The organism is Clostridium sp. AM43-3BH (assembly GCF_003479985.1).
GTDB classification, from domain to species: domain Bacteria; phylum Bacillota; class Clostridia; order Lachnospirales; family Lachnospiraceae; genus Otoolea; species Otoolea fessa.
Genome location: NZ_QUIH01000007.1, coordinates 40796 through 67099, shown reverse-complemented (window position 1 = coordinate 67099; position 26304 = coordinate 40796). Strand labels below are relative to the sequence as shown.

Annotated in this window: 26 protein-coding genes; 5 read left to right on the top strand and 21 right to left on the bottom strand. The window is 50.0% G+C overall.

What is annotated here, in order from left to right; all coding sequences use genetic code 11:
• Window positions 1-88: 88 nt before the first annotated feature.
• The 8 genes from DW931_RS11765 to DW931_RS11735 form a co-directional block, all read right to left on the bottom strand.
• Entirely contained in the window at window positions 89-955 is an 867-nt protein-coding gene (locus tag DW931_RS11765; protein ID WP_118482016.1) for an NYN domain-containing protein, read from the bottom strand.
• 492 nt (window positions 956-1447) lie between these two features.
• On the bottom strand, window positions 1448-2041 hold the full coding sequence (locus tag DW931_RS11760) for a type IV toxin-antitoxin system AbiEi family antitoxin domain-containing protein (RefSeq protein ID WP_118469317.1): 594 nt from the start codon (window positions 2039-2041) through the stop codon (window positions 1448-1450).
• A 156-nt stretch (window positions 2042-2197) separates the two neighbouring features.
• The gene (locus DW931_RS16415) at window positions 2198-2332 is read right to left on the bottom strand and encodes a hypothetical protein (protein ID WP_255646893.1); all 135 of its coding nucleotides are present in this window, start codon (window positions 2330-2332) and stop codon (window positions 2198-2200) included.
• 207 nt (window positions 2333-2539) lie between these two features.
• A complete protein-coding gene (locus tag DW931_RS16300) occupies window positions 2540-2851 on the bottom strand; it encodes a hypothetical protein (RefSeq protein WP_243015257.1) in 312 nt (103 codons plus the stop codon).
• 45 nt (window positions 2852-2896) lie between these two features.
• The gene (gene rlmD, locus DW931_RS11750) at window positions 2897-4303 is read right to left on the bottom strand and encodes a 23S rRNA (uracil(1939)-C(5))-methyltransferase RlmD (protein WP_347559447.1); all 1407 of its coding nucleotides are present in this window, start codon (window positions 4301-4303) and stop codon (window positions 2897-2899) included.
• A 23-nt stretch (window positions 4304-4326) separates the two neighbouring features.
• On the bottom strand, window positions 4327-4917 hold the full coding sequence (locus DW931_RS11745; protein WP_022358840.1) for a TIGR01440 family protein: 591 nt from the start codon (window positions 4915-4917) through the stop codon (window positions 4327-4329).
• Between the two features lie 91 nt (window positions 4918-5008).
• Window positions 5009-6112: a chorismate synthase gene (gene aroC, locus DW931_RS11740; protein WP_118469318.1), complete on the bottom strand. Its 1104-nt coding sequence runs from the start codon at window positions 6110-6112 to the stop codon at window positions 5009-5011.
• A 25-nt stretch (window positions 6113-6137) separates the two neighbouring features.
• Window positions 6138-7214 carry a lactonase family protein gene (locus DW931_RS11735; protein WP_107001837.1) on the bottom strand — a complete coding sequence of 359 codons (1077 nt, stop codon included), beginning with the start codon at window positions 7212-7214 and terminating at the stop codon, window positions 6138-6140.
• A gap of 452 nt (window positions 7215-7666) precedes the next feature.
• Here DW931_RS11735 and DW931_RS11730 point away from each other — a divergent pair, with 452 nt between their 5' ends.
• From DW931_RS11730 to DW931_RS11715, 4 genes are read left to right on the top strand one after another with little or no spacing between them, the layout of a single operon-like run.
• The gene (locus DW931_RS11730) at window positions 7667-8200 is read left to right on the top strand and encodes a helix-turn-helix domain-containing protein (protein ID WP_022358843.1); all 534 of its coding nucleotides are present in this window, start codon (window positions 7667-7669) and stop codon (window positions 8198-8200) included.
• 36 nt (window positions 8201-8236) lie between these two features.
• Window positions 8237-9313: a spermidine/putrescine ABC transporter ATP-binding protein gene (potA, locus tag DW931_RS11725; RefSeq protein WP_118469320.1), complete on the top strand. Its 1077-nt coding sequence runs from the start codon at window positions 8237-8239 to the stop codon at window positions 9311-9313.
• Window positions 9314-9331: 18 nt separating this feature from the next.
• Window positions 9332-10153 carry an ABC transporter permease gene (locus tag DW931_RS11720; protein ID WP_022358845.1) on the top strand — a complete coding sequence of 274 codons (822 nt, stop codon included), beginning with the start codon at window positions 9332-9334 and terminating at the stop codon, window positions 10151-10153.
• On the top strand, window positions 10153-12081 hold the full coding sequence (locus DW931_RS11715; RefSeq protein WP_107001833.1) for an extracellular solute-binding protein: 1929 nt from the start codon (window positions 10153-10155) through the stop codon (window positions 12079-12081). The genes DW931_RS11720 and DW931_RS11715 overlap by 1 nt, the downstream gene beginning before the upstream one ends.
• Before the next feature lie 82 nt (window positions 12082-12163).
• Here DW931_RS11715 and DW931_RS15970 read toward each other — a convergent pair whose 3' ends face one another.
• Window positions 12164-12304: a hypothetical protein gene (locus DW931_RS15970; protein WP_182426675.1), complete on the bottom strand. Its 141-nt coding sequence runs from the start codon at window positions 12302-12304 to the stop codon at window positions 12164-12166.
• Window positions 12305-12415: 111 nt separating this feature from the next.
• Between DW931_RS15970 and DW931_RS11705 the strand changes: the two genes are divergently transcribed.
• Entirely contained in the window at window positions 12416-12847 is a 432-nt protein-coding gene (locus DW931_RS11705; RefSeq protein ID WP_118482015.1) for a NifB/NifX family molybdenum-iron cluster-binding protein, read from the top strand.
• A 51-nt stretch (window positions 12848-12898) separates the two neighbouring features.
• On the opposite strand, the gene trmL is transcribed toward DW931_RS11705, so the two are convergent.
• The 12 genes from trmL to DW931_RS11645 form a co-directional block, all read right to left on the bottom strand.
• The gene (gene trmL / locus DW931_RS11700) at window positions 12899-13393 is read right to left on the bottom strand and encodes a tRNA (uridine(34)/cytosine(34)/5-carboxymethylaminomethyluridine(34)-2'-O)-methyltransferase TrmL (protein ID WP_107001831.1); all 495 of its coding nucleotides are present in this window, start codon (window positions 13391-13393) and stop codon (window positions 12899-12901) included.
• Window positions 13387-14562 carry an aminotransferase class I/II-fold pyridoxal phosphate-dependent enzyme gene (locus DW931_RS11695; protein ID WP_107001830.1) on the bottom strand — a complete coding sequence of 392 codons (1176 nt, stop codon included), beginning with the start codon at window positions 14560-14562 and terminating at the stop codon, window positions 13387-13389. Before DW931_RS11695 ends, trmL begins: the two co-directional genes overlap by 7 nt.
• On the bottom strand, window positions 14559-15041 hold the full coding sequence (locus DW931_RS11690) for an Lrp/AsnC family transcriptional regulator (RefSeq protein ID WP_022358850.1): 483 nt from the start codon (window positions 15039-15041) through the stop codon (window positions 14559-14561). The genes DW931_RS11695 and DW931_RS11690 overlap by 4 nt, the downstream gene beginning before the upstream one ends.
• Before the next feature lie 14 nt (window positions 15042-15055).
• Complete coding sequence (locus tag DW931_RS11685; RefSeq protein ID WP_243015256.1) at window positions 15056-15673, bottom strand: AIR synthase-related protein; 618 nt, start codon at window positions 15671-15673, stop codon at window positions 15056-15058.
• Window positions 15674-15788: 115 nt separating this feature from the next.
• Window positions 15789-17285: a VanW family protein gene (locus DW931_RS11680; protein ID WP_243036944.1), complete on the bottom strand. Its 1497-nt coding sequence runs from the start codon at window positions 17283-17285 to the stop codon at window positions 15789-15791.
• A 148-nt stretch (window positions 17286-17433) separates the two neighbouring features.
• Window positions 17434-18159, bottom strand: coding sequence for a 3'-5' exonuclease (locus tag DW931_RS11675; RefSeq protein WP_118469324.1), 726 nt, complete (start codon window positions 18157-18159; stop codon window positions 17434-17436).
• A 188-nt stretch (window positions 18160-18347) separates the two neighbouring features.
• The gene (locus DW931_RS11670) at window positions 18348-20174 is read right to left on the bottom strand and encodes a B12-binding domain-containing radical SAM protein (RefSeq protein WP_118469326.1); all 1827 of its coding nucleotides are present in this window, start codon (window positions 20172-20174) and stop codon (window positions 18348-18350) included.
• Between the two features lie 4 nt (window positions 20175-20178).
• Window positions 20179-21231 (bottom strand): L-threonylcarbamoyladenylate synthase, encoded by a 1053-nt coding sequence (locus DW931_RS11665; RefSeq protein WP_181357271.1) that lies wholly within the window; start codon window positions 21229-21231, stop codon window positions 20179-20181.
• A 204-nt stretch (window positions 21232-21435) separates the two neighbouring features.
• On the bottom strand, window positions 21436-22173 hold the full coding sequence (locus tag DW931_RS11660; protein WP_333489847.1) for an N-acetylmuramoyl-L-alanine amidase: 738 nt from the start codon (window positions 22171-22173) through the stop codon (window positions 21436-21438).
• Between the two features lie 87 nt (window positions 22174-22260).
• On the bottom strand, window positions 22261-23133 hold the full coding sequence (locus tag DW931_RS11655) for a YitT family protein (RefSeq protein WP_118469328.1): 873 nt from the start codon (window positions 23131-23133) through the stop codon (window positions 22261-22263).
• Window positions 23134-23243: 110 nt separating this feature from the next.
• Window positions 23244-24698, bottom strand: a complete 1455-nt coding sequence (locus DW931_RS11650; protein ID WP_118293786.1) for a sigma 54-interacting transcriptional regulator — start codon at window positions 24696-24698, stop codon at window positions 23244-23246.
• 149 nt (window positions 24699-24847) lie between these two features.
• Window positions 24848-26215, bottom strand: coding sequence for a sodium/glutamate symporter (locus tag DW931_RS11645; RefSeq protein WP_022358860.1), 1368 nt, complete (start codon window positions 26213-26215; stop codon window positions 24848-24850).
• Window positions 26216-26304 lie beyond the last annotated feature (89 nt).

Genomic DNA, 26304 nt, shown 5'->3' with positions numbered 1-26304 from the left:
ACTACAACCACTGCTGCATTCTTCCAGCCTCATACGAATCACAGCCGCTTCTGCAACTTTTTATTCTCATACGAACCGCATATGCTTACTATTCTTCCGCGTCCGCATCCTTCTTTCGTTTTCCGCCGCGCCGTACCTTGGAAAGTACCGGCTTTTCTTCTTTCTGTTTGACACGCACATAGATGATCGACAGAATCTTATTGTGCGGATTGCGCGCTGACCGAACCTCAACGGAATCAAACAGCTCGATAAACTGCTTCAACTTCGTGCATTTATAATTTCGCGGGTCAAATCCCGGCACACGCTTTGGAAGATTGTCTCCCAGCTCCGATAAATCCACCCATCCGTCATCGTCCGCATGTGTATTGATGATCGAGATAATCTCTTTCTCCATCTCCTGCATGTTCGGAATATTGCTGACTGCATTCGGATCGCTTTCTTTCTCTGCCTCTTTTCTGGAACCATCCGCCTCACTCTCCTTGCGCGTCTGCGGCAGGGACGGATTCTGCGACGGATTTTCATCGTTTAATAAAATATCCAGGAATTTAAATGTCTCACACGCCGAAACAAATGCATTCGGCGTCTTGCGCTCTCCCATGCCGATCACCGTCATGCCTGACTCACGCAGGCGCAGCACCAGCTTCGTAAAATCACTGTCCGAGGTGACGATACAGAAGCCATCCACATTGCCCGAATATAAAATATCCATCGCATCGATGATCAGCGCCGAATCGGAGGCATTTTTCCCCTGCGTATAATTGTACTGGAAAACCGGCGTGATCGCATAGTCGCGCAGGTTCTTCATCCACGCCCGCACGCTCGGCGTCTGAAAATCGCCGTAAAGGCGCTTGTATGTCGCACTTCCATAATTGCTGACCTCATCTAAAATCAGCTTGATATACTTGCCGGACACATTTTCCGCATCGATCAGTACGGCTATTTTTTTGTCATCCATCTCCTGTTTCCTTTCTCAAATACCGCTCAAAATATTCTCTGCCGCTTTCATCAGGGCGCACTTTCCTTTGAAATAAAAAGGCACCGGAACTTTCGCACGGTCGCATGATCGTGACTCTGAAAGCCTCCGGTGCCGGAATTTTTCATTTTCACACCGCCGAAACGGTCGTGATCGACAGCCGATACAGCTTATCTATAAGTGTATCACGTTCATGAGAAATCAGCAAATATTCTTTTTATTGTATTATGGTTTCACTGCATATCCGTCGTTCTCTTACATCACTGTCAAAATCAACAACAGGGTAGAACTCTCACGAATCCTACTCCAAAATTACTAACGTAAAGCCAGCTACGGCTTAAACCATAGCTTAATGTCAAAGAGGAAAAAACAAACTCTTGAATATTAAAATTCTTCAACAAAAATCCTCTAAGACAATAGATATTTCACTATCTCTTAGAGGATATTTCTTCAAAACTTGTTCCGCTGTATGAATCATATCATTACCTCCACATACATCATCACTTCATCCCTTACTCCAAGTTTAACCGCATACTCAATCAATCTTGAAAGATTCTTTTCCTTCGAGGACATATATTCCTTGATTGCTGTCTGATATAACTGAATTTCATATTTCTTTCGATCTTTAATCAAATCACAAATACATCTTTCCTTGTCATACACTTTAACCAAATTACCGCTGCTTGACGGGATTTCACAGGTCCCCATATCAAGAATCTCTGGGTTTGCGTAACGAACTTTTTTGTTTTTCTTTTTGATATGTGTTGCATTATATCCGGTAGGAACAGTGAAACAAATATGACTGTATTCTCTGTCGATAAGACCATGCAAATAAAGGGCGGTCTCGCCCGAATAAATAATATTCTTATTTCGTTGCTGGAGTACAAACAACTCATCTGGCCACACATTATCTAAAATATAAATGCCATGTGCCACTTTTTCCATATCATGCTCTCTGACGTATTTTGAGACAGATGGCTTTGATACACCTGATTCAACGGCCTTCGATGTAATCAAATATCCATTGTCTTTTTCAATTAGCGATTCCAAAATATCTGATATTGACATAGTTGTCCTCCTTATCCTTGATATTTGCTTTTGTGCTTAAATTATATTATATTTAAGCGTAAAAGTAAATTCAATCCTTATATGCTTGCAGAAGTAAAAGATAACACAGCCGAATAATTTCACAAAAAAGCGACAGTCTGATTTACATTTTGTATTTCAGGAAACTGCCGCTTCTTTTTCTTCCTTATTCTGTTTTTCTTCCTCCAACTCTCGGAGGACTTCATCGCCGTACTTATCAATCATCCGTACCAGAAAATCAATGCACCGTTCAAATTCAATATTCTGTTGCATAAGCTCCTCCCGTCATTGTTTTGATCTGAGCTTATTTTACAGAACCTACCGGAAAACCACATTGAATAGAAATTGATTGTAAATTGACACAATCACTTTAAAAATATCCGCATTTTCTTTAATCAAATATATGTTCGTGTTATGATAGATATACTCAATCTTAACTAGCTATGACGGAAAAACCAGCCTTCCAAAACTTAGAAAAGATCACTTGCTATAGAATTGTAATTTGCTTCTTCTTTGACCCCTTATAAACACAAAAGCTGAACAAATAGGATTTTTCGTCCTACTTGGCAGATTATAGTTCTCTCCTACTTCGATTCCACATTTCCTTTTGATTTGAGAAATATATAAATTTGAAACCTTCAAGCCAAATTCTTTCAGCACATAATCTTTGATTTCCTGATAGGTCGCTTTCGGCTCTGCACTGGTTGCATCCAGCTCGTTCAGGTCTAAATCGATCTCTATCGTGTCATCTGGTTTTTGCGCGAGCAACGAGGCAAGCCGAGATGCTTGCATCTCGATTTGCCGACTGCCGCGTTCATCGAGACAAGTACTCTTGTCTCAATGTTGGGACAAAAGAACTACCGTCTCCACATGCCCGCTCATCCCGAACATATCACAGCATCTCACGCGCTCCACCGCGTATCCTCTTTCATTCAGATACTTCACATCGCGCGCCAATGTGGCGGAATCGCAGCTGACATAGACTACCCGCTTTGGCTGCATCCGGACGATCGTGTCGAGGCAGACGCTGTCACAGCCTTTGCGCGGCGGATCGACGACGATGACATCGGCATAGACCTGATTTTTTTCATACTCCCTTGGAAGTACCTCTTCAGCTTTTCCGACGAAAAACTCGACATTTTCCATGCCATTTAATGCCGCGTTCCGGCGGGCATCCTCGATCGCCGGAGGGACGATCTCTACACCGTACACTTTCTTCGCTTTCTGCGCCAGAAACAGGGAAATGGTTCCGATTCCGCAGTACAGATCCCATACAGTCTCCCCACCGGTCAGCCCCGCGTATTCCAGCGCCGTTCCATAGAGTTTTTCCGTCTGCACCGGATTGACCTGATAGAAAGAAAGCGGCGAAATCTGGTACGATACATTTCCGATTTTATCTGTGATATAGCCTGGTCCGTATAAGTTTACAAGCTCCGCACCAAGAATCACGTTTGTTTTTTCCTGATTGATGTTGTAGGAAATACTGGTCATGCCAGGGACTTCTTTTAAGCGTTCCACAAAAATATCCGCATGCGGCAGCTTCTTTCCATTGATGACGAGACAGACCATCAGCTCGCCGTTTGAAAATCCCTTCCGAATCAATGCATGGCGAATCAGACCCTTGTGCGTCTCCTCGTCATATGGCGCAATCTGATATTCTTCCATGATTTTCTTGATAATATCCAGAATTACCGCATTTTCTTCGACACCCAGCAGGCAATCCTCCGCTTCCACAATATGGTGGGTGCGTCCCGCGTAAAATCCGGCAATGATTCTTCCATCCTTATCGCGTCCAAACGGAAACTGTGCCTTGTTGCGGTAGCGCCACGGTTGCTCCATCCCCAGGATCGGCTCCATCACGATGGTTTTATCCACAATCACACTATCCGCCCGCTCCGGCAGCCGCAGGTTCTCCATCCCGCCGATCCGGCGCAGGTTATTGTAGACCTTGCGCTCCTTAAAATGAAGCTGCGCCTCATAACTCATCATCTGAAGCTGGCAGCCGCCGCACTGTCTTGCGACCGGGCATTCCGGCATCACGCGGTCTTTGGATGCTTCCAGCACCTCCATCAGACGGGCAAAACCATAGTTTTTCTTCATTTTCATCGCCCGCACCCGGATCCGATCCCCGATCACGGCATCTTTTACAAACCAGATATAGCCGTCCTGCTTTCCGATCCCGGCTCCATCTTCGCTCATATCTTCGATTGTCAGTTCAAATTCATCATTTTTCCTGATTTCCACGTTTTTTGTACTCCTCATTTTCTTTATTTCGCATCCAGATAATGCGCCCGCTCTCCGCCAATATATTTCAGCCTCGTTCTCGCACACGTCACATGGGCGCCGCCGATCGCACGGATCGAGGTCCGCACCGGAACTGCAACCGGGCGCAGGTGCATACCGATGAAAGTGTCTCCGATATCGATGCCCGCGTGTGCCTGAATCCGCTCTACGGCTGTCGGATGTTCAAATCCCGCATAGGCTGCCGTTGCAAAGGAACCGCCTGCTTTTAGCTGCGGCACGACGTTTACCATCTCCAGACCATATTTTTCCGCCGCTTCTTCTTCCACAATCAGCGCCCGGTTCAGATGTTCACAGCACTGTGCCGCCAGATAAAGCCCCTGCGACTTGGTGACTGCATACAGCTCCTCAAACACCGCTTTTCCGATCTCGGCGCTGGAATAGGAACCGATCTTATGCGATGCAATCTCGCTGGACGAGCATCCGACCACCAAAATCTGTCCCGGCTTCATATTTGCCGCACTGAGAAGTTCCTCTGCGGCAATCCGTACCTCCTGGCGCAGCTCCTCTAACTGTCCTGCTGTCTCTATTTCTTTTGAAATTCCTGTTGCACTCATCCTGCTGCCTCCTGATTTAATGCCAGAAAAAGCCGCGGACCAAACAGGCTGAGCCCGCCGCAGCTTTTCCAAAATTTTTATTTACATTCCCTTACTTCCGGTAAAACTCCTGAATCCGATCCAGCCTCGCCGTCATGCCGCCCAGCAGCATATCCGCCGCCGCAAATGCCGCCATCGTCTCAACCACGACAACCGCTCTCGGCACAATGATCGGATCATGGCGTCCCTTGATGCTGATGCCGATCTCCTCGCCGCTCTTATTGACGGTTCTCTGCTCTGCGGCAATCGACGGGGTCGGTTTAAATGCCGCACGGAACACAACTTCGCTTCCATCCGTCATACCGCCTAAAATGCCGCCTGCATGGTTCGTCGCCTTGCCAACGCTTCCATCCGCCTCCATGACAAATGCGTCGTTGTTCTCGCTTCCTGCCATCTGCGCCGCATGGAAACCCTCTCCGATCTCGAAGCCTTTAACGGCACCGATCGAGCAGATTGCCTTTGCCAGATTCGCATTAAATTTATCAAAAACCGGTTCACCAAGCCCTGCCGGAAGACCGGCAATCACGCATTCCACGATACCGCCAGCAGAATCTTTCTCCGCCATCCTCCTTTCCAGATACTGCTCTGCCTCTGCGGCTGCGGCAGCATCCGGCATATACAGCTTATTCTTTTCACATTCTGCCAGATCAAACCGATCCGGCGCCACTTCCACCGGTCCGATCGCTTTCGTGTATGCTTTTACCCGGATGTTCAAGGATTCCAGCAGCTTTGCCGCGATAGCGCCTGCTGCCACTCGTCCGATCGTCTCGCGTCCCGAAGAACGTCCGCCGCCCCGGTAATCCCGGAAACCGTATTTTTCATCGAAGGTATAATCTGCATGTCCGGGACGGTAATAACTGGCGATCTCACTGTAATCCTTCGAATGCTGATCCTGGTTCCGCACCAGCATCGAGATCGGCGTGCCCGTCGTCCGCCCTTCAAAAACGCCTGACAGGATCTCCACCGTATCGCTCTCGCTGCGCTTCGTCGTAAAACGGCTCTGCCCCGGTTTGCGGCGGTCCAGATAACGCTGAACGTCTTCCTCACAAAGCGCAAGCCCCGCCGGACAGCCATCTACGACCACGCCCACGCCTGCTCCGTGGGATTCGCCCCACGTTGTCATTGTCAGTATTTTTCCGTATGTTGACCCTGCCATTCTCGCTATTAACTCCTTCTGCCATTTAGTCTGCTTTCTTTCCTCTCGTAGGTACCTTTGTAATCACACAGCAGTTCGGCTCATTCACCGAAATACTGCGTCCGCTCATCACCAGCAGTTTCTCCTTATATTCCACCTGGAAGAAAGAAATGCTGTTACTGCCGTGGTTGATCGACGCCAGATGGTTTCCATCCGGGAAAATCGCGATATCCTTCGGGTAATCTCCACTGATCGGCAGACAGCAGAGCAGCTTCAACAGCCCCGTCTGTGCATCGCGCTCGTAGACACTGACTGAATTATCGCCCGCATTGCTGCAGAACAGATGTGTCTCGTCCTCGGACATCCGGATCGTGCACGCTGCAGTCAGCTGGCTGGTGCGCTCCGGTGCGGTCGATGGAATCGTCTGGATCTTCTCGATCTTCGGCACACGATCGCCCGTTTCATACGTGTATACATCAATCACATTTTTGATTTCATACATCAAATATAAGAATTTTCCATCCTTGCTGAACATGAAATGTCTCGGACCAGATTCCAAATCACAGCGGATCGCGTCCACCAATGAAAGGGTTCCCTTCTCGCCATCAAACCTGTAAATCTTGACCTGGTCAATTCCCAGATCGGCTACCAGCAGGAATCTGCCATCCGGCGTGCGCTCCGCACAGCTCACATGCGGGCGGAACGTACGCTCTGCCACGCTTCCAAGTCCCTTGTGATAAACGCCGTCGGTCACTTCCCCGATAGAACCGTCCGGTTTCAGGCGGACCACCGTCTCCTTGCCGTCATGATAGCCGGATACGAAGATAAACTTGTCCTCCGCATCGGTCGCAATATGGCAGCCGCGCATCGCCTTGATATTTGCGCTGTTCACACGGCTGAGTGCGCCGTTTTCCAGAATCCGGAACGCCACAACGCCCTCGTCCGCGATGGAATAGAGCATCCGCCCGTCATGTGAAACAGTTAAATAGGAAGAGTTGTCCACTTCCACCTCGCACCGGTAGATAAATTTTCCCTTTTTTACATCCACATCATACACGGTAATTCCCTTTGCCTGACCGTTGTATGAGTAAGAACCCACATATGCCATATACTTATCCTGCATGAAATGTTCCTCCTTTGATCCCCCAGAACCGTTATAACGGTTTCTATCAAATTATCTGCCCCTATTTTATCATCATACCGCCATTTTTGCACCCTTTTTTCACACAATTTGAGAGCCCCCGGATTTTCCCGTTTTTTTCCTTGACACCTTCCCCACATTCTGTATAATAGATACTCGGAAGCAAGTTTATTATTTCTAAACAAAAAGATTAATTTTACATTCATTTTAGAATTTCTAAACTTTCATCTTACTTTTGTATGTTTCTAAAAAACGCCGGACGGATGGTTTTCCCACCCGGTTTTTATAAAAAAGGATGTGCCCTGGCACATTCGGGCGTCTCGCGCGGTCGCTTGCGACATGTTTCTGCTTCGCGCAAGTGCGCATCCTCGCGGAGCGTTTTTTGTTTCATAGGACGCAATTTCCTATGAAACCAGGAAAGGAGGTTCCCTCTGTTGAGTATAGGAGGAAAATTAAAGGAACTGCGAATTTTAAAGGGTCTGACGCAGGAAGAGCTGGCTGACCGCGCAGAGCTTTCGAAGGGATTTATCTCCCAGGTAGAGCGCGATCTGACCTCCCCGTCCATCGCTACTTTGATGGATATTCTCCAGTGTCTCGGCACAACCATAGGGGAGTTTTTCAACGAGGCTCCGGAAGAGCAGATTGTATTTGAAAAAAACGACTATTTTATCAAGGAAGATCCGGAACTAAAAAATGAGATTCAGTGGATCATCCCGAACGCCCAGAAGAACACGATGGAACCAATCCGCCTGACACTCGGTGCCGGCGGCTCCACCTATCCGGACAGCCCACATGAGGGTGAGGAATTTGGCTATGTTCTTTCCGGCAGCATCCTGATTCATCTGGGGAACCGGACGTACAAAGCCAAAAAGGGCGAATCTTTTTACTATACGAGCGACAAGACGCATTACCTTGAAAGCCGCTCCGGCGCGACGATCCTCTGGGTCAGCTCGCCGCCAAGTTTCTAATACTACACATTATTTTACTATTTACGGAGGAAACGCATGAGCCAGCCATTAATCGATTTACAGCATATCTCGAAACGCTTTGACGACACCCTGGTCCTGGATGACTTGAGCCTTTCAGTAAAGGAAAATTCCTTTGTAACGCTCTTAGGTCCCAGCGGCTGCGGCAAGACGACCACGCTCCGCATCATCGGCGGATTTGAATCCCCAAATACAGGAAAAGTAATTTTCGGCGGCGAAGACATCACCAAACTTCCGCCAAACAAGCGCCAGCTAAACACCGTATTCCAGAAATACGCACTGTTTCCGCATATGAGCATCGCAGATAATATCGCATTTGGGCTAAAAATTAAGAATAAATCAAAAGCATATATTGATGACAAAATTAAGTACGCTTTAAAGCTTGTAAACCTAAACGGCTTTGAGCATCGCAGCATTGACTCTTTGAGCGGCGGTCAGCAGCAGCGTATCGCCATTGCGCGTGCGATTGTCAACGAGCCAAAGGTCCTGCTTCTCGATGAGCCGCTTGGTGCCCTAGATTTAAAACTGCGACAGGACATGCAGTATGAGCTGATCCGTCTGAAAAATGAGTTAGGCATCACTTTTATCTATGTTACCCACGATCAGGAAGAGGCATTGACGATGTCCGATACCATCGTTGTCATGAACCAGGGTTATATCCAGCAGATGGGTTCCCCGGAACAGATCTACAACGAGCCGGAAAACGCATTCGTTGCCGACTTCATCGGCGAGAGCAACATTGTGGACGGTCTGATGATCCACGACGAGCTGGTTGAAATCTTCGGTGCGAAATTTGCCTGCGTCGATAAGGGATTCGGAACAATCCAACCGGTAGACGTTGTCATCCGCCCGGAGGACATCGACCTCGTAAAACCGGAGGAAGGCACGCTGCAGGGCATTGTCACCCACCTGATTTTCAAGGGCGTCCACTATGAGATGGAAGTCACCACACCGGACGGCTATGAATGGCTGGTTCACAGCACGGATATGTTCCCGGTCGGCGAGAAGGTCGGCATCCATGTAGACCCGTTTGACATCCAGATCATGAACAAGCCGGCGTCAGAGGACGAGGAAGCTGTGGGCGTCAATGAATAGAAAGGAGTCGGACTTAGCATGAAATCAAACGTGAAACGGCTCTTCGCCGGTCCTTATATTCTCTGGATGATTGGTTTTACCATCATCCCGCTCCTGCTGATCGTATACTACGGTCTGACAACCAAAAGCGGGGCATTTACACTGGCAAATGTCTGTTCCATCACGACACCGGAGCATATGAAGGCGCTGCTCTTATCCCTGGGTCTGTCTCTGGCTGCGACCGCCATCTGCCTGCTTTTGTCCTATCCGCTGGCTTTGGTGCTGCGCCGCCGCGGCATTGGGGCAGGCAGCTTTATGGTATTCGTCTTCATCCTTCCGATGTGGATGAATTTCCTGCTCCGCACCCTCGCGTGGCAGACGCTCCTGGAGAAAAATGGCGTTATCAACGGCATTCTTTCCTTTCTCCATCTGCCAAATATTGCCATCATCAATACCCCGTGGGCGATCATTCTGGGCATGGTATACAACTTCCTGCCTTTCATGATTCTCCCGATTTATAATGTGCTGGCAAAGATCGACGACAATACCATCAACGCCGCCAAAGACCTGGGTGCAAACAATTTCCAGACACTCATTCACATCTGGATTCCGCTCAGCATCCCGGGCATCATCAGCGGCATTACCATGGTATTTGTCCCGGCGCTGACAACCTTCGTTATTTCCAGTCTCTTAGGCGGCAGTAAGATCCTGCTCATCGGAAATGTCATCGAGCAGGAGTTCACCAAGGGAAGCAACTGGCACTTAGGTTCCGGTCTCTCGCTGGTTCTGATGATTTTCATTTTACTGAGTATGGCGCTTATCGCCAAATACGATAAAGAAGGGGAGGGCAATGCGTTCTGATGAAACATAACCGCTTAAAACAGTTTTTCCAGGACTTTTACCTGGCGCTCATCCTGCTCTTTTTATACATCCCGATCGTGACCATGATCGTTTTGTCCTTTAACAACACAAAATCGAGAACCGTCTGGGGCGGTTTTACCACCCGCTGGTATACGCAGATGTTCCAGGATTCCGCCATCATGAATGCCTTAAACAATACGCTGCTCATCGCGTTTGCGTCGGCTCTGATAGCGACCGTCATCGGCACGATCGCCGCCATCGGCATCAACAGCATGAAACGAATTCCGCGCACCATCGTCATGGGAATCAACAACATCCCGATGCTGAACTCCGATATCGTAACCGGTATCTCCCTGATGCTTGCATTTATCGCGTTCGGTATCTCTCTCGGATTTAAAACCGTGCTGATCGCGCATATCACATTTAACATTCCATATGTGATATTAAGTGTCATGCCGAAACTCAAGCAGACGAACCGGTACACCTACGAAGCCGCTCTGGATCTCGGTGCCAGCCCGCTATATGCTTTCTTCAAGGTCGTATTTCCGGACATCGTCCCGGGTATCCTCTCCGGCTTTTTGATGGCATTTACGATGTCCCTCGATGATTTTATCATTACGCACTTTACAAGAGGTGCCGGTATGGATACCTTATCCACCCTGATCTACAGCCAGGTGCGCCGAGGCATCCAGCCGACGATGTACGCCCTGTCCACGCTGATTTTCGTGGCAGTCCTGGTGCTTCTGGTGATCACCAACTTTGCCCCGGAGAAAAAATCCACCGGCAATGCGACTGTGATTGACACAGAGACCATCAAGCGCCGCAAACGCAACAACCAGATCAAGAACGGCGTTCTGGGACTTGCCTGCACGCTGATTCTGCTTGTCGTTGGTGTCAGCACCTACAGCCGCTACACCACGACTCATTCAAACGAACTGTACGTCTACAATGCAGGCGAATATATTGATCCGGACCTGATTGAGGAATTTGAACAGGAAACCGGAATCAAGGTTACCTACGACGTATTTGAGACACTGGAAGAAATGTATCCGGTCATCGAAGCCGGCGGCGTCAACTACGATGTAGTCTGCCCATCCGACTACATGATTCAGAAAATGAAAGAAAATGACCTGCTTGCCGAACTCAACTTTGACAACATTCCAAATGTCAAAAACATTGACCCGCAGTACATGGAAATGTCCAAGCAGTTCGACCCGGAAAACAAATATTCCGTGCCATACACCTGGGGAACCGTCGGTATTCTTTATAATACGAAGCTCATCGAAGAAAAAGGACTTCCGGTTCCGACCAAATGGTCCGATCTCTGGAATCCGGCTTATAAAGGCGAGATCCTGATGCAGGACAGCGTCCGCGATGCCTTCATGGTAGCGCTCAAAAAAGACGGCTTCTCTGCCAACTCGACCGATGAAACCGAACTCCAGCAGGCAAAGCAGGATCTGATTGACCAGAAACCGCTCATACAGGCTTACGTCATCGATCAGGTGCGTGACAAGATGATCGGCGGCGAGGCAGCCATCGGCGTCATCTACTCCGGCGAGATCATGTACATCCAGGATGAGGTAGCCGCACAGAACCTCCCATTCTCCCTGGAATACGTGATCCCGGAAGAGGGAACCAACGTCTGGCTCGATTCCTGGGTAGTTCCGAAAAATGCGAAAAATAAGGAAAACGCAGAAAAATGGATCAATTTCCTCTGCCGCCCGGATGTCGCAGTCAAAAACTTTGAGTACATTACCTACGCGACGCCAAACAAGGCAGCCAAGGAAATGCTGGACGAAGAAATCCAGAACAACAAAGCCGTCTTCCCAGATGCGAAGCAGCTGAAAAACTGCGAGGTTTACCGGTATCTTGGGGATGAAGCGGACGAGCTTTATAATAGTTTGTGGAAAGAAGTTAAGTCGGATTAAGGGGCTTGCTGCTTCAAATCATAATTGTAAAAAAGAGTCAACAGAAGTGCATTCTGCTGGCTCTCTTTTTCTATCAAAGATATTATACTTCCAATGCCGCTTTTAAGTCTTCCATACTGGAATATCTCGGTGCATTTGGATCTTTTACAATCGTTCTTCCTTCTTCGATTGCTATCAATAACGCATCCTTCTTTTCATTCTTCTCAATATTTACTCCATCCATACAAGCCACCTCCATATATGTCTATTATATATTTTTTCATAAATAGCATATACATTTATATTGATTTTTCAATTCTAAGCGCTATACTATCTCTAAAAAAGGAGGTCACTCATGAAAATTGCAGTCCCTTATGAAAACGGAGAAACCTGCTCCCACCTGGCTCAGGTGAAAGAATTTTTAATTTTTGATGTAGTTGATGATGAGATTATTTCCACCAAAACCGTGAAACAGACCTATGCAAACGATCCCGGCGCGCTGGTCGAGTTTCTGAAAAAAGAAAATACTGCCGTTCTCCTCTGCGACGCCCTTCCGATCCCGATGATGATCGCCCTGCGCGAAACCAGCATCCAGGTTCTCGGCGGCGCCAAAGGCGCTCCTAAAGACCGCGTCGAAGACTTCTTAAACGGAATGCTTCACTTTGACCGGAGCGGAAATAACGGACCATCCTGCGGCGTCCACCTGCCGGACAACAATAAAAATGGCACTGACTCCGACGCCGAATGCGACGGAAATATCAGTGCCTGTGGGACTTGGTGCCACTAATTCCTGTTTCATCTGAGACGTTGATGACGCACGTGTGGGACAGAATCCACCTTATTTCCACTGGAGGTGATGCAGATGCCCCTCCGTATTCATCTTCTCAAACCCATTCTGCCGCAGCGCCTCATACAGAATGATCGCCACCGAGTTTGACAGATTCAGAGAGCGCATCTCACCCCACATCGGGATGCGGACGCAGCGCTCCGGGTCTTCGATCAGGAGTTCTTCCGGGATGCCGCGGCTTTCCGGTCCGAACATGATATAGCAGTCCGGATCGTAGTGAACGTCCGTATACACCTGCGTCGTCTTCGTGGTCGCCATATACGGGCGCGCGCCCGGATTCTTCTCCAGAAAATCTTTAAAATCGCTGTAAACTGTCACGTCCAGATGCGGCCAGTAATCAAGACCCGCTCTTTTTACCATTTTATCATTCAATTTAAAACCGAGAGGCTCGATCAGATGAAGCCGCGTGTTCGTTGCCACGCAGCTTCGTCCTATATTTCCTGTATTCATCGGCATCTCCGGTTCATAGAGTACAATATTTAACATTTCTTCTCTCCATCCAGCCGTGCCACAAACCGCTTGATGCGCTCGATCGCCTTCTGCAGATCCTCCAGCGAATACGCATAGGAAACACGCAGATAGCCCTCGCCGCAGTTTCCAAACGCGGTGCCCGGCACAAGCGCCAGCTTCTCTTCCTGTAACAGGCGGTTTGCGAATTCATCCGAGGTCATGCCAAACCGTTTGATGCACGGGAACATATAAAATGCTCCATACGGCTCGAAACAGTCCATGCCAAGCGCCCGGAACTCTCTCAAAAGATAGCGGCGGCGCTCATCGTAGGCTTTCTTCATGCGGGCAATGTCCTCATCGCCATTCCGCAGGGCGTCAACCGCTGCATACTGGCTGGTGGTCGGCGCACACATAATCGCAAACTGATGGATTTTCAGCATCTGTTTTAAGATAAGCGCTGGAGCCGCCGCATAGCCGAGACGCCACCCGGTCATCGCATATGCCTTGGAAAATCCGTTGATCAACACCGTGCGGTCACGCATCCCGGAAATCTCCGCGATGGAAACGTGCTTGCCACTGTAGGTCAGCTCGGAATAAATTTCATCACTCAGCACAAACAGATCCTTCTCCTCAATCACCTTCGCGATCGCCTCCAGATCGGTGCGGTTCATGATCGCGCCCGTTGGATTGTTCGGGAATGGAAGAATCAGCACCTTTGTTTTCGGTGTGATTTTCTCCAGCAGCTTCTCCGGCGTCAGACGGAACTCATCCTTCTCCTCCAGCTCGATAATGACCGGCGTACCGCCCGCCAGCACCGTACACGGCACATAGGAAACGTAACTCGGCTGCGGAATCAGAACCTCATCGCCCGGATTGAGCATCGCGCGCAGGGCGATATCAATCGCCTCGCTGCCGCCGACCGTTACCATCACTTCTGTATTCGGATCATACTCAAGACGCTGACGACGTTTCAGATAATGGCAGATCTCCTGGCGCAGTTCCTTTAAACCAGAGTTCGACGTATAGAAGGTACGTCCTTTTTCCAGCGAATAAATGCCCTCCTCGCGGATATGCCACGGTGTATCAAAATCCGGTTCGCCCACGCCCAGGGAGATCGCGCCCTTCATCTCGCTGACAACGTCAAAAAACTTCCGGATTCCGGACGGCGGAATATTTACAATCGTATCTGATAATGGGTTTCTCACGGAACAATCAACATCCTTTCATCCTGAGGACCGTCGCAGAGAACGGTACCATGGTCTTTGTATTTTTTAAGAATAAAATGGGTCGCGGTACTCAGCACAGAATCGATCGTGGAAAGCTTTTCTGCCACGAACTGTGCAACTGCACGCATGGTTTTCGCCTCGATCATAACGGTAAAATCATAGCCGCCGGACATCAGGTATACCGAGGTCACCTCGCTGTACTGATAGATTCTCTCGGCAATCTTGTCAAAGCCCATCTCGCGCTGCGGCGTTACCTTTACTTCGATCAGTGCAATGACCTTCTCCTCATCTGTATTATCCCAGTTAATCAGGGTATGGTAACCGCAGATGATATGTTCATTTTCCATTTCGGCGATCTCCGCTGCGACCGCAGCTTCATTTTCCCCGAGTAAATCCGCCAGCTCTTTGACGCTGATGCGGCTGTTTTTTTCAATGACCGCTAAAATTCTCTCTCTCACTTTACTACCTCCTGTTAATGGGATTTTGGTAAGTCTTTCATTTTATCTATCTCATCCGGTTTTGGCCGGTCAAGAAAGCTATGTACTTCGCCGCTGTAAATCTCGCGTCCGATCGCTGTGCGCGTCCGACCGATGAGCGCCGCCGGAATGCCCTCTCTCTCCAGATTCTTTAGCAGTTTCGGACCGCTAGACGCCGTCAGCAGAATGCAGCCCTGGGACTGTAAACGGTATGGATTGAGGTCAAATACCTCGCAGACCTCCACCGTCTCCTGGCGGATCGGAAGTTTCCTAAGATCCATCTCAAATCCGAGTCCGAATCCATCAAAAAAATGCCACAGCGCTGCCATGACGCCGCCCCCGCCCGCCGGATACCACGCAGATGCGCCGAGACGGGTCAGCACTTTCCGCTCTTTATGTGCAGCAAATGCCTCCAGAAGCGGAGACGGATTCCATTTCTCATAGAGATTCTGGCATTCTCTCACATACCGTGCAGAAAATCGGTTCAAAAGCGCCGCCTCGCCGCTTTTTGCCGCCATCGAGGTACCAAGAAGCGCGGTGTAACCGACCGCCAGAAGATCCTGCTCGGCTTTCATCTCCCCGTATGCCTCGAAAATTTCATCTTTTATGTTCATTCTGATTCCTTTCCCAGCTTCACATTCAAGTACAGTAATTTTCTGCGTTTACCACGCCATGTTACCACAAATCTCTGCTCTCATACCATCACTATATATGATCCGATATAAGCTATCACTCCATCGGCGGCGCTGCTTCCTGCGCCGGACCGGCTGGTCCCTGCGGCTGTGCCGGGGTCGGCTCCTGTGCTGCCGGTGCTTCCGTCGGTGCCGGAACCGGATTTTCCGGCTGTGGCGTCTCAGGCTGCGGTGTCTCAGGCTGCGGTCCAGCCGGAACCGCCGGTGCCGCAGCTGCAACGGCCGGACCTACACGGTAGATTGCCTTCGATGCCATATAGGTATCCGTCTGCAGCAAGGTTTTCTCCGTCTCCACGCCGTCCACGTAGACGTATTTCCAGAGCCGTGACTGCAGCCCATAGTGCGCCGACTGTTCCTTCACCCTCGCACCCGGCTTCAAAGATGCGTCCACCTTTGTGATCGGCTCGCCCGGATCCTTCTTCGACAGTGTCTCCGAAACGTATTTGATGGTCCGGTTTGCCGGCCGTGTCTCTTTTCCATATATCGTAAATGAAATAGTCCCGCCGTTCACTGCCCCTTCCATATAGATCGGGGTATCGTATGGATTTTTAAATTTCAGATCCTTATAAGTACCCGCGATCGCCGAATCCTGCGATGCCGGAACGTAAGTAACAATCATCGAATGATTCTGGCGCTGGGTGATATCCATCTCCGCCAGAAGCGCTGCATTGTAGAGCGTCGTGCAGATCTGGCAGGCGCCACCGCCGACCGTATCGACTACCTGACCGTTCGCATAGGAACCTGCCGATGCATAGCCATTTTCCACCGTAAATGGGGTGAGCCATGTATAAGCCGAAAATTCTTCTCCCGGCATCAGAACCGTGCCGTTGATCTTCGCCGCACCGTTCCGCAGATTCTTGGAACGCGACACATTTCCCGGGTTGAATCCGGTACTGAATGTTCCAAGTGCATCCTGAATCGTAGATAATGCCTCTGTCGTGCGGGTCGGCTCTGTATTTTTGACTGTTGCATCCACCGAAACCGGTTCCGAAAGACCGCCCGCGAGCGCCTCATTCAGTGCTTTTGTCGTCGCATCTATGTCCACTTCCTGTCCCGCCGAAGACTGGCTGACCTGAAAGACTCCATTTTCATGCGTGATCACAGCGTCCTGCGGCGCTGTCGTAAATTCCGCGCACCGGGTCTGCACAAACTCGGCAACCTTCGCTTCATCGACCGCTGTCTCAATCTGCAGATCCACGCCGGACTGCTCTAATTCCTTCTGATTCAGATACCGGCGCAGAAGATTTCCGCCGGAAAGTTTCTCCACTTCCTCATCAATCTCGTTCTGGTTGACCCAGGAAAATCCCAGCTCCGCCGCCGTCGTCTGAACCTCATGACCTTCTACCCGGATCGAAATGGTCTGATTTTCCATCTCCCCGATGGATTTCTCAATCGTCTGATCCGCCTCTTCCCGTGTCATCCCGGAAAGATCAAACCCACCGACCTGAAAACCCGTGGGAATCGTCCCCGCTGACGCGGTGCCCGTACCGGCTATAAGCAGTCCCATCACTGCCGCACCGCATACGCCTGCCATCCAATTTCTTTTTTTCATCATCTACCGAACCTTTACATCATAAGACCTGCCAAAATGGTTCCCGCTACCATCGCTACTACTACGATTATAATAACAACCGCTGATACGATCTGGCGTGTTTTCTGATTTGAAAATTTAAACATATCTCTCACCTCTTCTGCATTCTGCCATGCTGCGCGATAATCTGATCCGTAAGTCTCGAAATCTCATTTTTCGAAAGCGAATCAATCTGCGCAGATAAATTTATTCTATGATATTTTAGTAATTCCCGCAAGACTTCTTTTTGCTTTTTTGACGCGGGCTGTTCGCGTTTTACCTTGTAAATCAAAGGCTGCGGTGCAAACACCTCCGGCACTTCCAGAAAATACCTGTTTTTAAGCTCCTGATACAGATGGTGCGCCGCCATCGCATCCGAAAGCGCCCGATGGCTCTCGCCCGAATCCACCGCAAAATACCGGCACGCGGCTGCCAGATTCTTTTTTTCCTCCTCTGGCATAAAATGGCGGCAGATTTTCAAGGTATCAAGCCCCGCATGCTCAAATGTATACTTCCGGTTGACCGCCGCCCGCTTGAGAAAGCTGAAATCAAAGATAACATGATGCCCCAGAAGCGGCAGCTCCCCGCAGAATGCCAGAAGTTCCGGCAAAACTGTATCCAGCACCGGCGCATCCTTCAAATCATCGTCACAGATTCCCGTCAGCTCCCGGATGCGCGCATCCAGTTCCCGCTCCGGGTTGACAAACGTCGAATACGTCTGCACCACGATTCCATCTTCCACCCGCGCCGCGCCAATCTCGATGATCCGCTCGGTTTTGGGATTTAACCCTGTTGTCTCCAGGTCAATCGCTATATAAGAATTGTCTGTTTTTTCCATTTTATTTATCCATCGTAACTGTTCAGTACCTTCACAGTCACGCGCAGTAAATGCACAGACCTACTGAACAGTTTACTATCCATCTAATTTAAAATATGGCTGTCCTACATTTCTTCTCGTTCGCAGATGTTCAGACTGCCGCCATCCGCAATTTCTTTTTCCTGTCTTTCTCTGGAAAATCCCATTCCTCACTGTATCTCATTCTGGGAAATGGAAAATGCCGCCGCATTGCCAAACAGAACGTCCCGGTTTTTGTAATCAAACAACACAAACCTTCCGTCTTCCATCCGCTCTAAATGTGCCATTTTCGCCATCTGTCTGGAATCGTATGTCTCGTAGCCCTTTAAATAGCGGCGTTCCTTCGCCTCTCGTATGAAAAACTGCTTCGTCTCGTTCTTCCACTCCGACGGATCCGGGGCAAAGGATGGGCGGCTCTTGACGTTTTCGCGGAGGTAGAGGTCATACATTAAAAGGTCCTGATAAGATGTCTCATTGATAGAAAAAATTTCTGCCTGCTTCCTCCATTTCTGAATGAACCTGTATAAAATCTCATACCGCGCCAGCCGGTTATGGCTCACGCCATTCAATCCTTCATCCTCATAAAATGCCGCCAGGCGATCATACAGCTCAAACGCATCGCCCCATTCCTGCGACAGGCATTTCATCGTGCGGCGGAACTGCCCGCTGTTGTAATAGACCTCGACCATCTCTTCCACACCCTTGAGACGGATCACCTCTTCATAGGAAAGCCAGTTGGTTCTAAGCACCTCATACGGCGGCTTGCTCTGGCTGAGCAGACCGTATTTCTGCTTCATTTCTTCCATATAGGAACCTTTCAGCACCTTCAGAAAGCCAAGCTGAAGCTGTTCCGGCTCCATTTTGTATACATCGTTGAAGGAACGATGAAAGCTCTCGATATCCTCATACGGAAGCCCCGCAATCAGGTCGAGATGCTGATGGATGTTGCCAAAGGTGTTGACCTGCGCCACACGGCGCGCCACCTTGTCCAGATCCATCGTCCTCCGGATCTCCTTCACAACCACCGGGTTCGTCGTCTGCACGCCGATTTCCAGCTGAATCAGTCCCGGACGCATCTGTTTCATCAGCGCCAGCTCGTCATCATCCAGAAGATCCGATGAAATTTCAAAATGGAAGTTGGTAATTCCATTATCGTGTTCCAGCAAATACTGCCAGATTGCCATCGAATGACTCTTTTTGCAGTTAAACGTCCGGTCTACGAACTTTACCTGCGGCACCTTCCGGTCAAGAAAAAACTGCAACTCCCTGGTTACCAGCGAAAGGCTGCGGAACCGCACTTTTTTATCAATCGAAGACAGACAGTAACTACAGGAAAATGGACATCCACGGCTGCTCTCATAGTAGATAATGCGGTGTTCCAGCCCGCTTAAATCTCCGTAGGAAAATGGAATGTCGTCCAGATTCATGAGCGGCGCCGGGCGATGGACCTCGATGGTGCCATCCGAACGGCGTAGGACAATGCCTGGGAGCTCTGAAAAACAAACCTCCGTCCCGCACTCACACGCCTCCACCAACCGCGTAAAGGTCTCCTCGCCTTCGCCCTGCATGATCAGCTCGACCTCCGGCAGCTCATCCATCAGGTGAACCGCGTCATACGAAGCCTCCGGACCTCCCATCCAGATGCGGACCTGCGGAAGAACCTTTTTCAAATCGTGGATCAGTTCCTTTACGTAAACGATATTCCAGATATAACAGGAAAATCCCACCACATCCGGTTTTCTCCGGTAAATATCCTGCAGAATCTGAGCCATCTGGTGGTTGATGGTGTACTCGCCGAAATCGATCTGGATTTCCGACACGGTTTTCGTTCGATTCGCGCCTTCTGCTGCCTCCGAAACCATTTCCATTCCAACAGCCGCACCCTGCTCATCCTTCTGTCCCAGCCCCAGCCGCTCCATCGCATACCGTCTCAGGCTGTAAATTCCCAGATTTGAATGTATATATTTGGCATTAATCGCCGCCAATAAGTACCGCATCGTCTCACACCTTCAAAATATGATAGCCAGCCGCCTTATTGAGCCGGTTCATAATCGCCCGTCCTAAATTGTCTTCCGAAAATCCTTCCGAAAAGATATATTCCGCGCCACGATCGTCGAAATCGCGCAGAACCGCATACAGGTTGTGTGCAACAGTCTCCTGACGCGCCCGCGCACCGATGCTTTCCAGCATCCCCGCCGGGTAACGGTCTTTCGTCTCGTCCGTGCAGATAATTCCAACCTTGCGCCCTTCTGCCAGCTTTTCGCCTGCCAGGCGGTTGATCGTCTCCACAACTGCCTCCGTCTCGCCCTCGACCAGTGTCAGATCGGCTTTCGGTGCATAATGGCGGTATTTCATTCCCGGTGCTTTCGGGCGCACGTCCGCGCTGACTGGTCCTAAAATCGCCGGATCAATGCCGACTTCCCCGACCGTTTCACGCAGCATCTCCACGGTAATCGCACCCGGCCTTAAAACCATCGGCATTTCCTCCGTAACATCCACGATCGTCGATTCCAGACCAATTCCAACCGGACCGCCGTCGATGATCGCATCGATCTTTCCGTCCATATCCTGAAGCACGTGATCCGCACGCGTCGGGCTTGGGCGTCCCGATGTATTCGCACTCGGAGCCGCGATCGGCACGCCGGACAGACGGATTAACTCTGCCGCGATCGGATCAGACGGCATCCGGATTGCCACCGTGTCAAGCCCGCCGGTCGTTCCATACGGCACGATCGCGCTCTTAGGAAATACCATCGTCATCGGTCCCGGCCAGTATGCCTTTGCAAGCTTTTTGCCATTTTCCGGCATATTCGATACCAGCGGCGCGATCTCCTCCAGACAGGACACATGCGCGATCAGCGGGTTGTCAGACGGGCGTCCCTTCGCCGCATAAATCTTCTTCGCTGCCGCCTCATCCAGCGCATTCGCCCCCAATCCGTACACCGTTTCCGTCGGAAATGCCACCAGACCGCCCGCGCGGATGATCGCTGCCGCCTTCTCAAGCACCTCCCGGTCATGCGCCGTAAAGTCCTTTGGATTTTCTATCTTCCACATCTGGGTGTGAAGTTCTTTTTTGGTTTCGTTTTGCATATTGATTCTTCTTTCTACTATCTTACAATGAATAAATCTATCTTCCGTACTAAGCTCGAAAACACCTCGCTAAGTACTCCTAGTATGCGCGGCATGACTCGTACTAAGCTCGAAAATACCTCGCTAAGTACTCCTAGTATACACAAGATTCCTCGCCAGTTCAAGGTTTCAGCGCCCATTCAGATACTCCATAATCCCCATATGCAGCGTATACGCCACGCGGTCCTGATATTCTTCTGTTTTCAGCAGTGCCGCCTCTTTCCAGTTAGACAAAAATCCGCACTCGACGATGACAATCGGACATTTGACGTGGAGCAGGAGATAATAGCTGTCATTCGGTTTGGCTTTTCTGCGGTTCTGGTCTCCCAGCGCATAGTCGAAGCGCTTCTGCAGTATTTCCGCCAGCCGTTTCCCCTTCTCTGACTTCCGGTAATAAAATACCTGCGCACCGGATACGTCCTCCTGGTGGTAGCTGTTCTGGTGGATGCTGACGACCAAATCCGCGCCGGATTCCTCGACGCGGGCGCAGCGGTTTTTCATGTCGGACATTTTCCGGCTTCCGGCTGACGTATCGTAAAGTCCCCGGTCATCCTCCCGGCTCATCACGACCTCCACATCCGACTGCTCCAGATACCATTTCAGGCGCTTCGCGATTGCCAGATTGATGTCCTTTTCCAGGCTTCCGTCCACACTCACCTTTCCCGGATCAAAATCCCCATGCCCGGCGTCCAAGAAAACAACCGGCTTTTTCTTTCCAAGCACAGCGTCCGCCCCCGCTGATGCCAGCCCCGCATACCGTGCCGCCAGAAAGACGCCGCAAAATAAAAGAAGGCAGACTGCCAATTCCACTGACAGCCGCCTTCGCATTTGTTTTAGAAACGGGTGTGTTTCAAACCATTCGTTCAAGTGCACCGCTCCTGATGCATTCTTATAATATCTATATTCGCCTTGTTCGCGGCATATCCCGCTATTTTCTAATTCCAATCCCGGCTCCTACTGCTGTGCCTCCGCTACATCCTTAAACCCAAGTCCAAAAATGCCCGAGGTTTCCTTCACAATCACAAACGCATTCTCATCCGTCTCCGCAATAATGCGTTTTAAACGATTGAACTCCGTTTTGCGGACGGTACATAAAACCACCGTCGTGTCCTCGCCGCTGTAGCCGCCCTTGCCCGGAAGCAGCGTTACCGTACGGTCAATTTCCTTAATGACACGTTCTGCGATTTTCTGCGGGTATTTCGTCACGATCGACGCCTCGCTTCCGGCATCATTTCCGTAGATGATCATGTCGATGACCTTCGTCTGCGCGTACAGGGAAATCAGTCCGAACAGTGCCGCATCGACATTTCCAAAGACGAAGATCGAGGTGGAGAGGATGATTCCATCGATCATCATCAGGGCGCGCCCGATCGAGACATGCGGATATTTCTTCTGGAGCAGGTAGCCGACCACATCGCTGCCGCCCGTCGTCGAACCGGACAGAAAGATGAACGCCATGCCGACGCCGACCAGAATGCCGCCGTAGAGACTTCCCATAAGCTGGTCGCCCATATAAACCGGAAAGACCGGGGCGATCACGTAGTCAAGCACCACCGAACAGATTCCGCACGCAAACGCCGTCCGCAGCGCAAAGGCACGGCTCAAATGAAACCACGCCAATATTAAAAGCGGCACATTGACCATCAGTGTCAGCCGTCCGACCGGCAGGTTCGTCACATGGTTTAACATCAGTGCCACGCCGACCGCACCGCCCGGCGCAATATCCGCCGTCTCAATAAAGCTGTGCGTGCCGATACTGTAGATAAATGCGCCCAGAATCAGATATAAAAAATCTTTTACAGAATATTTTCCAATGTATTTCTCCATTTCTGCATTTCCTCCTGTTATTCTGTCTGAGCGTTCCATCCTTTCCGGGCTGATTCTGCTGGTTCTGCTTCCCGCATCGTCCTCAATTTTCCGTATCTATCCTCCATCGCTCAGATTTCTTTTTCCTGTTTTTCCTTCGCCTTTTCGCCCCGCAGCTGGCTCGCCTTTCTCTGCAGCGTCTGCCTCGGCACATCCAGAATCCGCGCTGCCTCAGATATATTTCCGTGCGCCGCCTCCAACGCCTGCCAAATCAGTTTTTCCTCATAGGCAGCCACCGCCTCACGAAGCGACGAGCAGAGTTTTGGAACTTCTTCCAGGCTTTCCGGCGTCTTTTTCCTGTCCGCCTGCTTTTCCAGCAGAAGCTTTCCCTTGATGTCTTTATACTGGAGCAGGGCGCTCGTCTCATCCACCATGCTCATGCCGTAAACGATCACGTGTTCCAGCTCCCGGACATTGCCTGGCCAGTCATATTCTTCCAGTTTTTTTAGCAGATCCTTTGACACATACTGAACCTGCTTGTGGAACGTGCCATTGTGTTTGTTTACATAAAACTTGACAAAATGTCCAATATCCGCCTTCCGTTCCCGCAGCGGCGGAATCCGGATCGACATCATGCTCAGACGATAATAAATATCGCGCCGAAGCTGTCCTTTCTCGATCGCCTCAAGCGGTTCCACATTGGTCGCCGCAATGATCTTCACATTCGTGCGTTTCGTCTCACTGCCGCCCAGGCTGCGGAAACTGCCGTCCTGCAGAACCCGCAGAAGCTTTGACTGCAAAAACAGAGGCATCGAATTGATCTCGTCGAGAAACAGTGTTCCGCCGTCCGCCAGCTCAAAGAGTCCCTTATTTTCCATTGCCCCGGTAAACGCGCCCTTGGACGTTCCAAATAAGATACTTTCGAGCAAGGTATCCGGCAACGCCGCACAGTTCTGCGCGATAAACGGTTTATCCCTCCGTTCACTGGCATTGTGGATCGACTGTGCAAACACCTCTTTTCCGGTTCCCGTTTCCCCATAGATCATAACCGGCAGATCGCACGCCGCCACCACCGGTATATAGTCTCTGGCATTTTTCATTTTTTCATCCACTGCGATGATATCTTCCATCGTAAAAGATGCGCCGCTGTGTTTTTTCAGCTTTCCAGCGCCGCCGACCGGGATCTGTTCCGAAGTCAGTTCCACACTCTCCGGCTCTTCCTCGCCGTCTGTCATCTCCTCCATCGACAGATCGATCGCGCCCACCACGGCGCGCCCGCTCTTGATCGGAATCGAAAGAGAGCTGATATGGATGCCCTCCTGCCCCTTGGTCTGAAGCAGTTGATTTTCCACGTAAACCGGCAGTCCGACCTCCATCGCTCGGATCATGCTGCTGTTCTTAGCGTTCAGGTTTTCAAATACATCGAAAAAATTTTGTCCCACCAGCGCCTGGTAAGCTTCTCTCTCTTTCCGGTTTGAAAATTTACTATTTAACTTTGCTGAAAACAGAATCTCGCCATCCAGGTTGATGATCGTGATTCCGTCAATATATCCTTTTCCATGAAATAACTGTCTTAAAAACTCCATGCATTTCTCCCCTGTCTGAAACACCGCTGACCGGAATCACGCGCCAAGTCTCACGGACGTTCGACTTGAATCTGCGTTCATCCGGCCTGACAACGGTGTTATGTTTACACCTGTTCCAAGTGTATCAGAGGAAACAGGCAAAGACAAGTTTATCCGATCTCCTCCACACCTGGGCGATCCAGCGGAAGTTTCAGCCACCACCATTTAAATACGATATTTGCGATGATGCATGCTGCCATGATTACCAAATAGATGCCGATAAACTTCCAATGGCTGCCATTTAAGAGCATCATCGGTCCCATCGACCACGCAAACATCTCTGCCGGAGTTGTAAACGGCGCTGCAAATGCAGTATCGTTCAGCGTCTTGGAGCGGTTTTCCGGATCAACGATTCGAAGAAGGATGAAGCCGATCGCAAAAACGCCCGTTGAATAGCCAAATACGAAGATCGCGCGCTCAAACCAGCTGCCGCGGTTCATCGCCGGACCAAAGAACATCAGGGTTGCCACTACGATTACAATACCGCAGAGCAGAAGAAGTGCCAGCGGAGCTGCATATTTAACGATAACTGCCAGTTTGATGGAAGCGATTCCGAAAAACACCAGATAATCCGTCGCAGTACCGGAGATACGTCCCACTACATTTTCATCAATATAATCACCGACGCCGACTTTTCGGAAAACGAGGAACATCACGATCGCGGTCAAAAATGCCATCAGGTAATTCGGCAGATCCAGACCGATCGCTGCATAGATTCCCTTGCTGAGTCCCACACCGATACCGGATGCGATCAGCATCACTGCCAGATGCCATGCCAGCGGATCCAGGACGTTGGATGAAATAGTTTCCTCGCCCATCGACTTGCGCTCATTTTTGGGCACCAGACCACAGCGCAGATCATCGGAGATCTGATTGAAGCCTTTCATATATTTGGTCCAGCCCTTTTTCGTTCCCAGCTTGATGAAGAACAGACCGCCAAAGATACCCGATAAAATACCAACAGTTGCACAGGTCATCGCGATATCCATTGCATCCAGATCACCCAGTCTCTCAAACGCGGTACCAACAGCCGCTGCCGTTCCGTGTCCGCCGGAGAAACCAGCTGCCAGCAGCAGACCGAAGCCATAGTTAATGTTCGGGAATAATTTCGAAATTACTAAAATACTAAACAACGGTGCCAGTGAGAACTGAATCGCCTGTGCCAACACTTTATAGGAAAAATAAGAACCAATCCGGTCAATTTCCGCTTTAAAATCTTTCTTGTTGAAAGAAAATCCATTAATTCCGACACCTGCGAAAATCAGGATAATCAGAACACTTGCATAAGAACCAATATTTTCAGAAAACGGCAGGATTCCCAGTCCCTGCGCCCCGAGTGCCAGCGCGATAAATCCGGCAATCATGCTTGGCGGAATGAAAAATTTCTGTACCAACGGCACTTTTGCACGTAAAAGCTGACCAACCGCGATAAAAAACGATGCGATCGCAAAGTCCACTAAAATGTCTGTAACACTCACAGATACCCCTCCTATTCTTCTGTATCAAATGCGCCTCCAGCTATTTCCCATCTGGAAGCGCTTCTATTCTCCCCTCAAATGGCAGAGCG

Coding starts and splice junctions, on each gene's coding strand:
- DW931_RS11765 (WP_118482016.1), bottom strand. CDS start 955: ATGGATGACAAAAAAATAGCCGTACTGATCGATGCGGAAAATGTGTCC.
- DW931_RS11760 (WP_118469317.1), bottom strand. CDS start 2,041: ATGTCAATATCAGATATTTTGGAATCGCTAATTGAAAAAGACAATGGA.
- DW931_RS16415 (WP_255646893.1), bottom strand. CDS start 2,332: ATGCAACAGAATATTGAATTTGAACGGTGCATTGATTTTCTGGTACGG.
- DW931_RS16300 (WP_243015257.1), bottom strand. CDS start 2,851: ATGCAAGCATCTCGGCTTGCCTCGTTGCTCGCGCAAAAACCAGATGAC.
- DW931_RS11745 (WP_022358840.1), bottom strand. CDS start 4,917: ATGAGTGCAACAGGAATTTCAAAAGAAATAGAGACAGCAGGACAGTTA.
- aroC (WP_118469318.1), bottom strand. CDS start 6,112: ATGGCAGGGTCAACATACGGAAAAATACTGACAATGACAACGTGGGGC.
- DW931_RS11735 (WP_107001837.1), bottom strand. CDS start 7,214: ATGCAGGATAAGTATATGGCATATGTGGGTTCTTACTCATACAACGGT.
- potA (WP_118469320.1), top strand. CDS start 8,237: ATGAGCCAGCCATTAATCGATTTACAGCATATCTCGAAACGCTTTGAC.
- DW931_RS11720 (WP_022358845.1), top strand. CDS start 9,332: ATGAAATCAAACGTGAAACGGCTCTTCGCCGGTCCTTATATTCTCTGG.
- DW931_RS11715 (WP_107001833.1), top strand. CDS start 10,153: ATGAAACATAACCGCTTAAAACAGTTTTTCCAGGACTTTTACCTGGCG.
- DW931_RS15970 (WP_182426675.1), bottom strand. CDS start 12,304: ATGGATGGAGTAAATATTGAGAAGAATGAAAAGAAGGATGCGTTATTG.
- DW931_RS11705 (WP_118482015.1), top strand. CDS start 12,416: ATGAAAATTGCAGTCCCTTATGAAAACGGAGAAACCTGCTCCCACCTG.
- trmL (WP_107001831.1), bottom strand. CDS start 13,393: ATGTTAAATATTGTACTCTATGAACCGGAGATGCCGATGAATACAGGA.
- DW931_RS11685 (WP_243015256.1), bottom strand. CDS start 15,673: ATGAACATAAAAGATGAAATTTTCGAGGCATACGGGGAGATGAAAGCC.
- DW931_RS11680 (WP_243036944.1), bottom strand. CDS start 17,285: ATGGCAGGCGTATGCGGTGCGGCAGTGATGGGACTGCTTATAGCCGGT.
- DW931_RS11675 (WP_118469324.1), bottom strand. CDS start 18,159: ATGGAAAAAACAGACAATTCTTATATAGCGATTGACCTGGAGACAACA.
- DW931_RS11670 (WP_118469326.1), bottom strand. CDS start 20,174: ATGCGGTACTTATTGGCGGCGATTAATGCCAAATATATACATTCAAAT.
- DW931_RS11665 (WP_181357271.1), bottom strand. CDS start 21,231: ATGTGGAAGATAGAAAATCCAAAGGACTTTACGGCGCATGACCGGGAG.
- DW931_RS11655 (WP_118469328.1), bottom strand. CDS start 23,133: ATGGAGAAATACATTGGAAAATATTCTGTAAAAGATTTTTTATATCTG.
- DW931_RS11650 (WP_118293786.1), bottom strand. CDS start 24,698: ATGGAGTTTTTAAGACAGTTATTTCATGGAAAAGGATATATTGACGGA.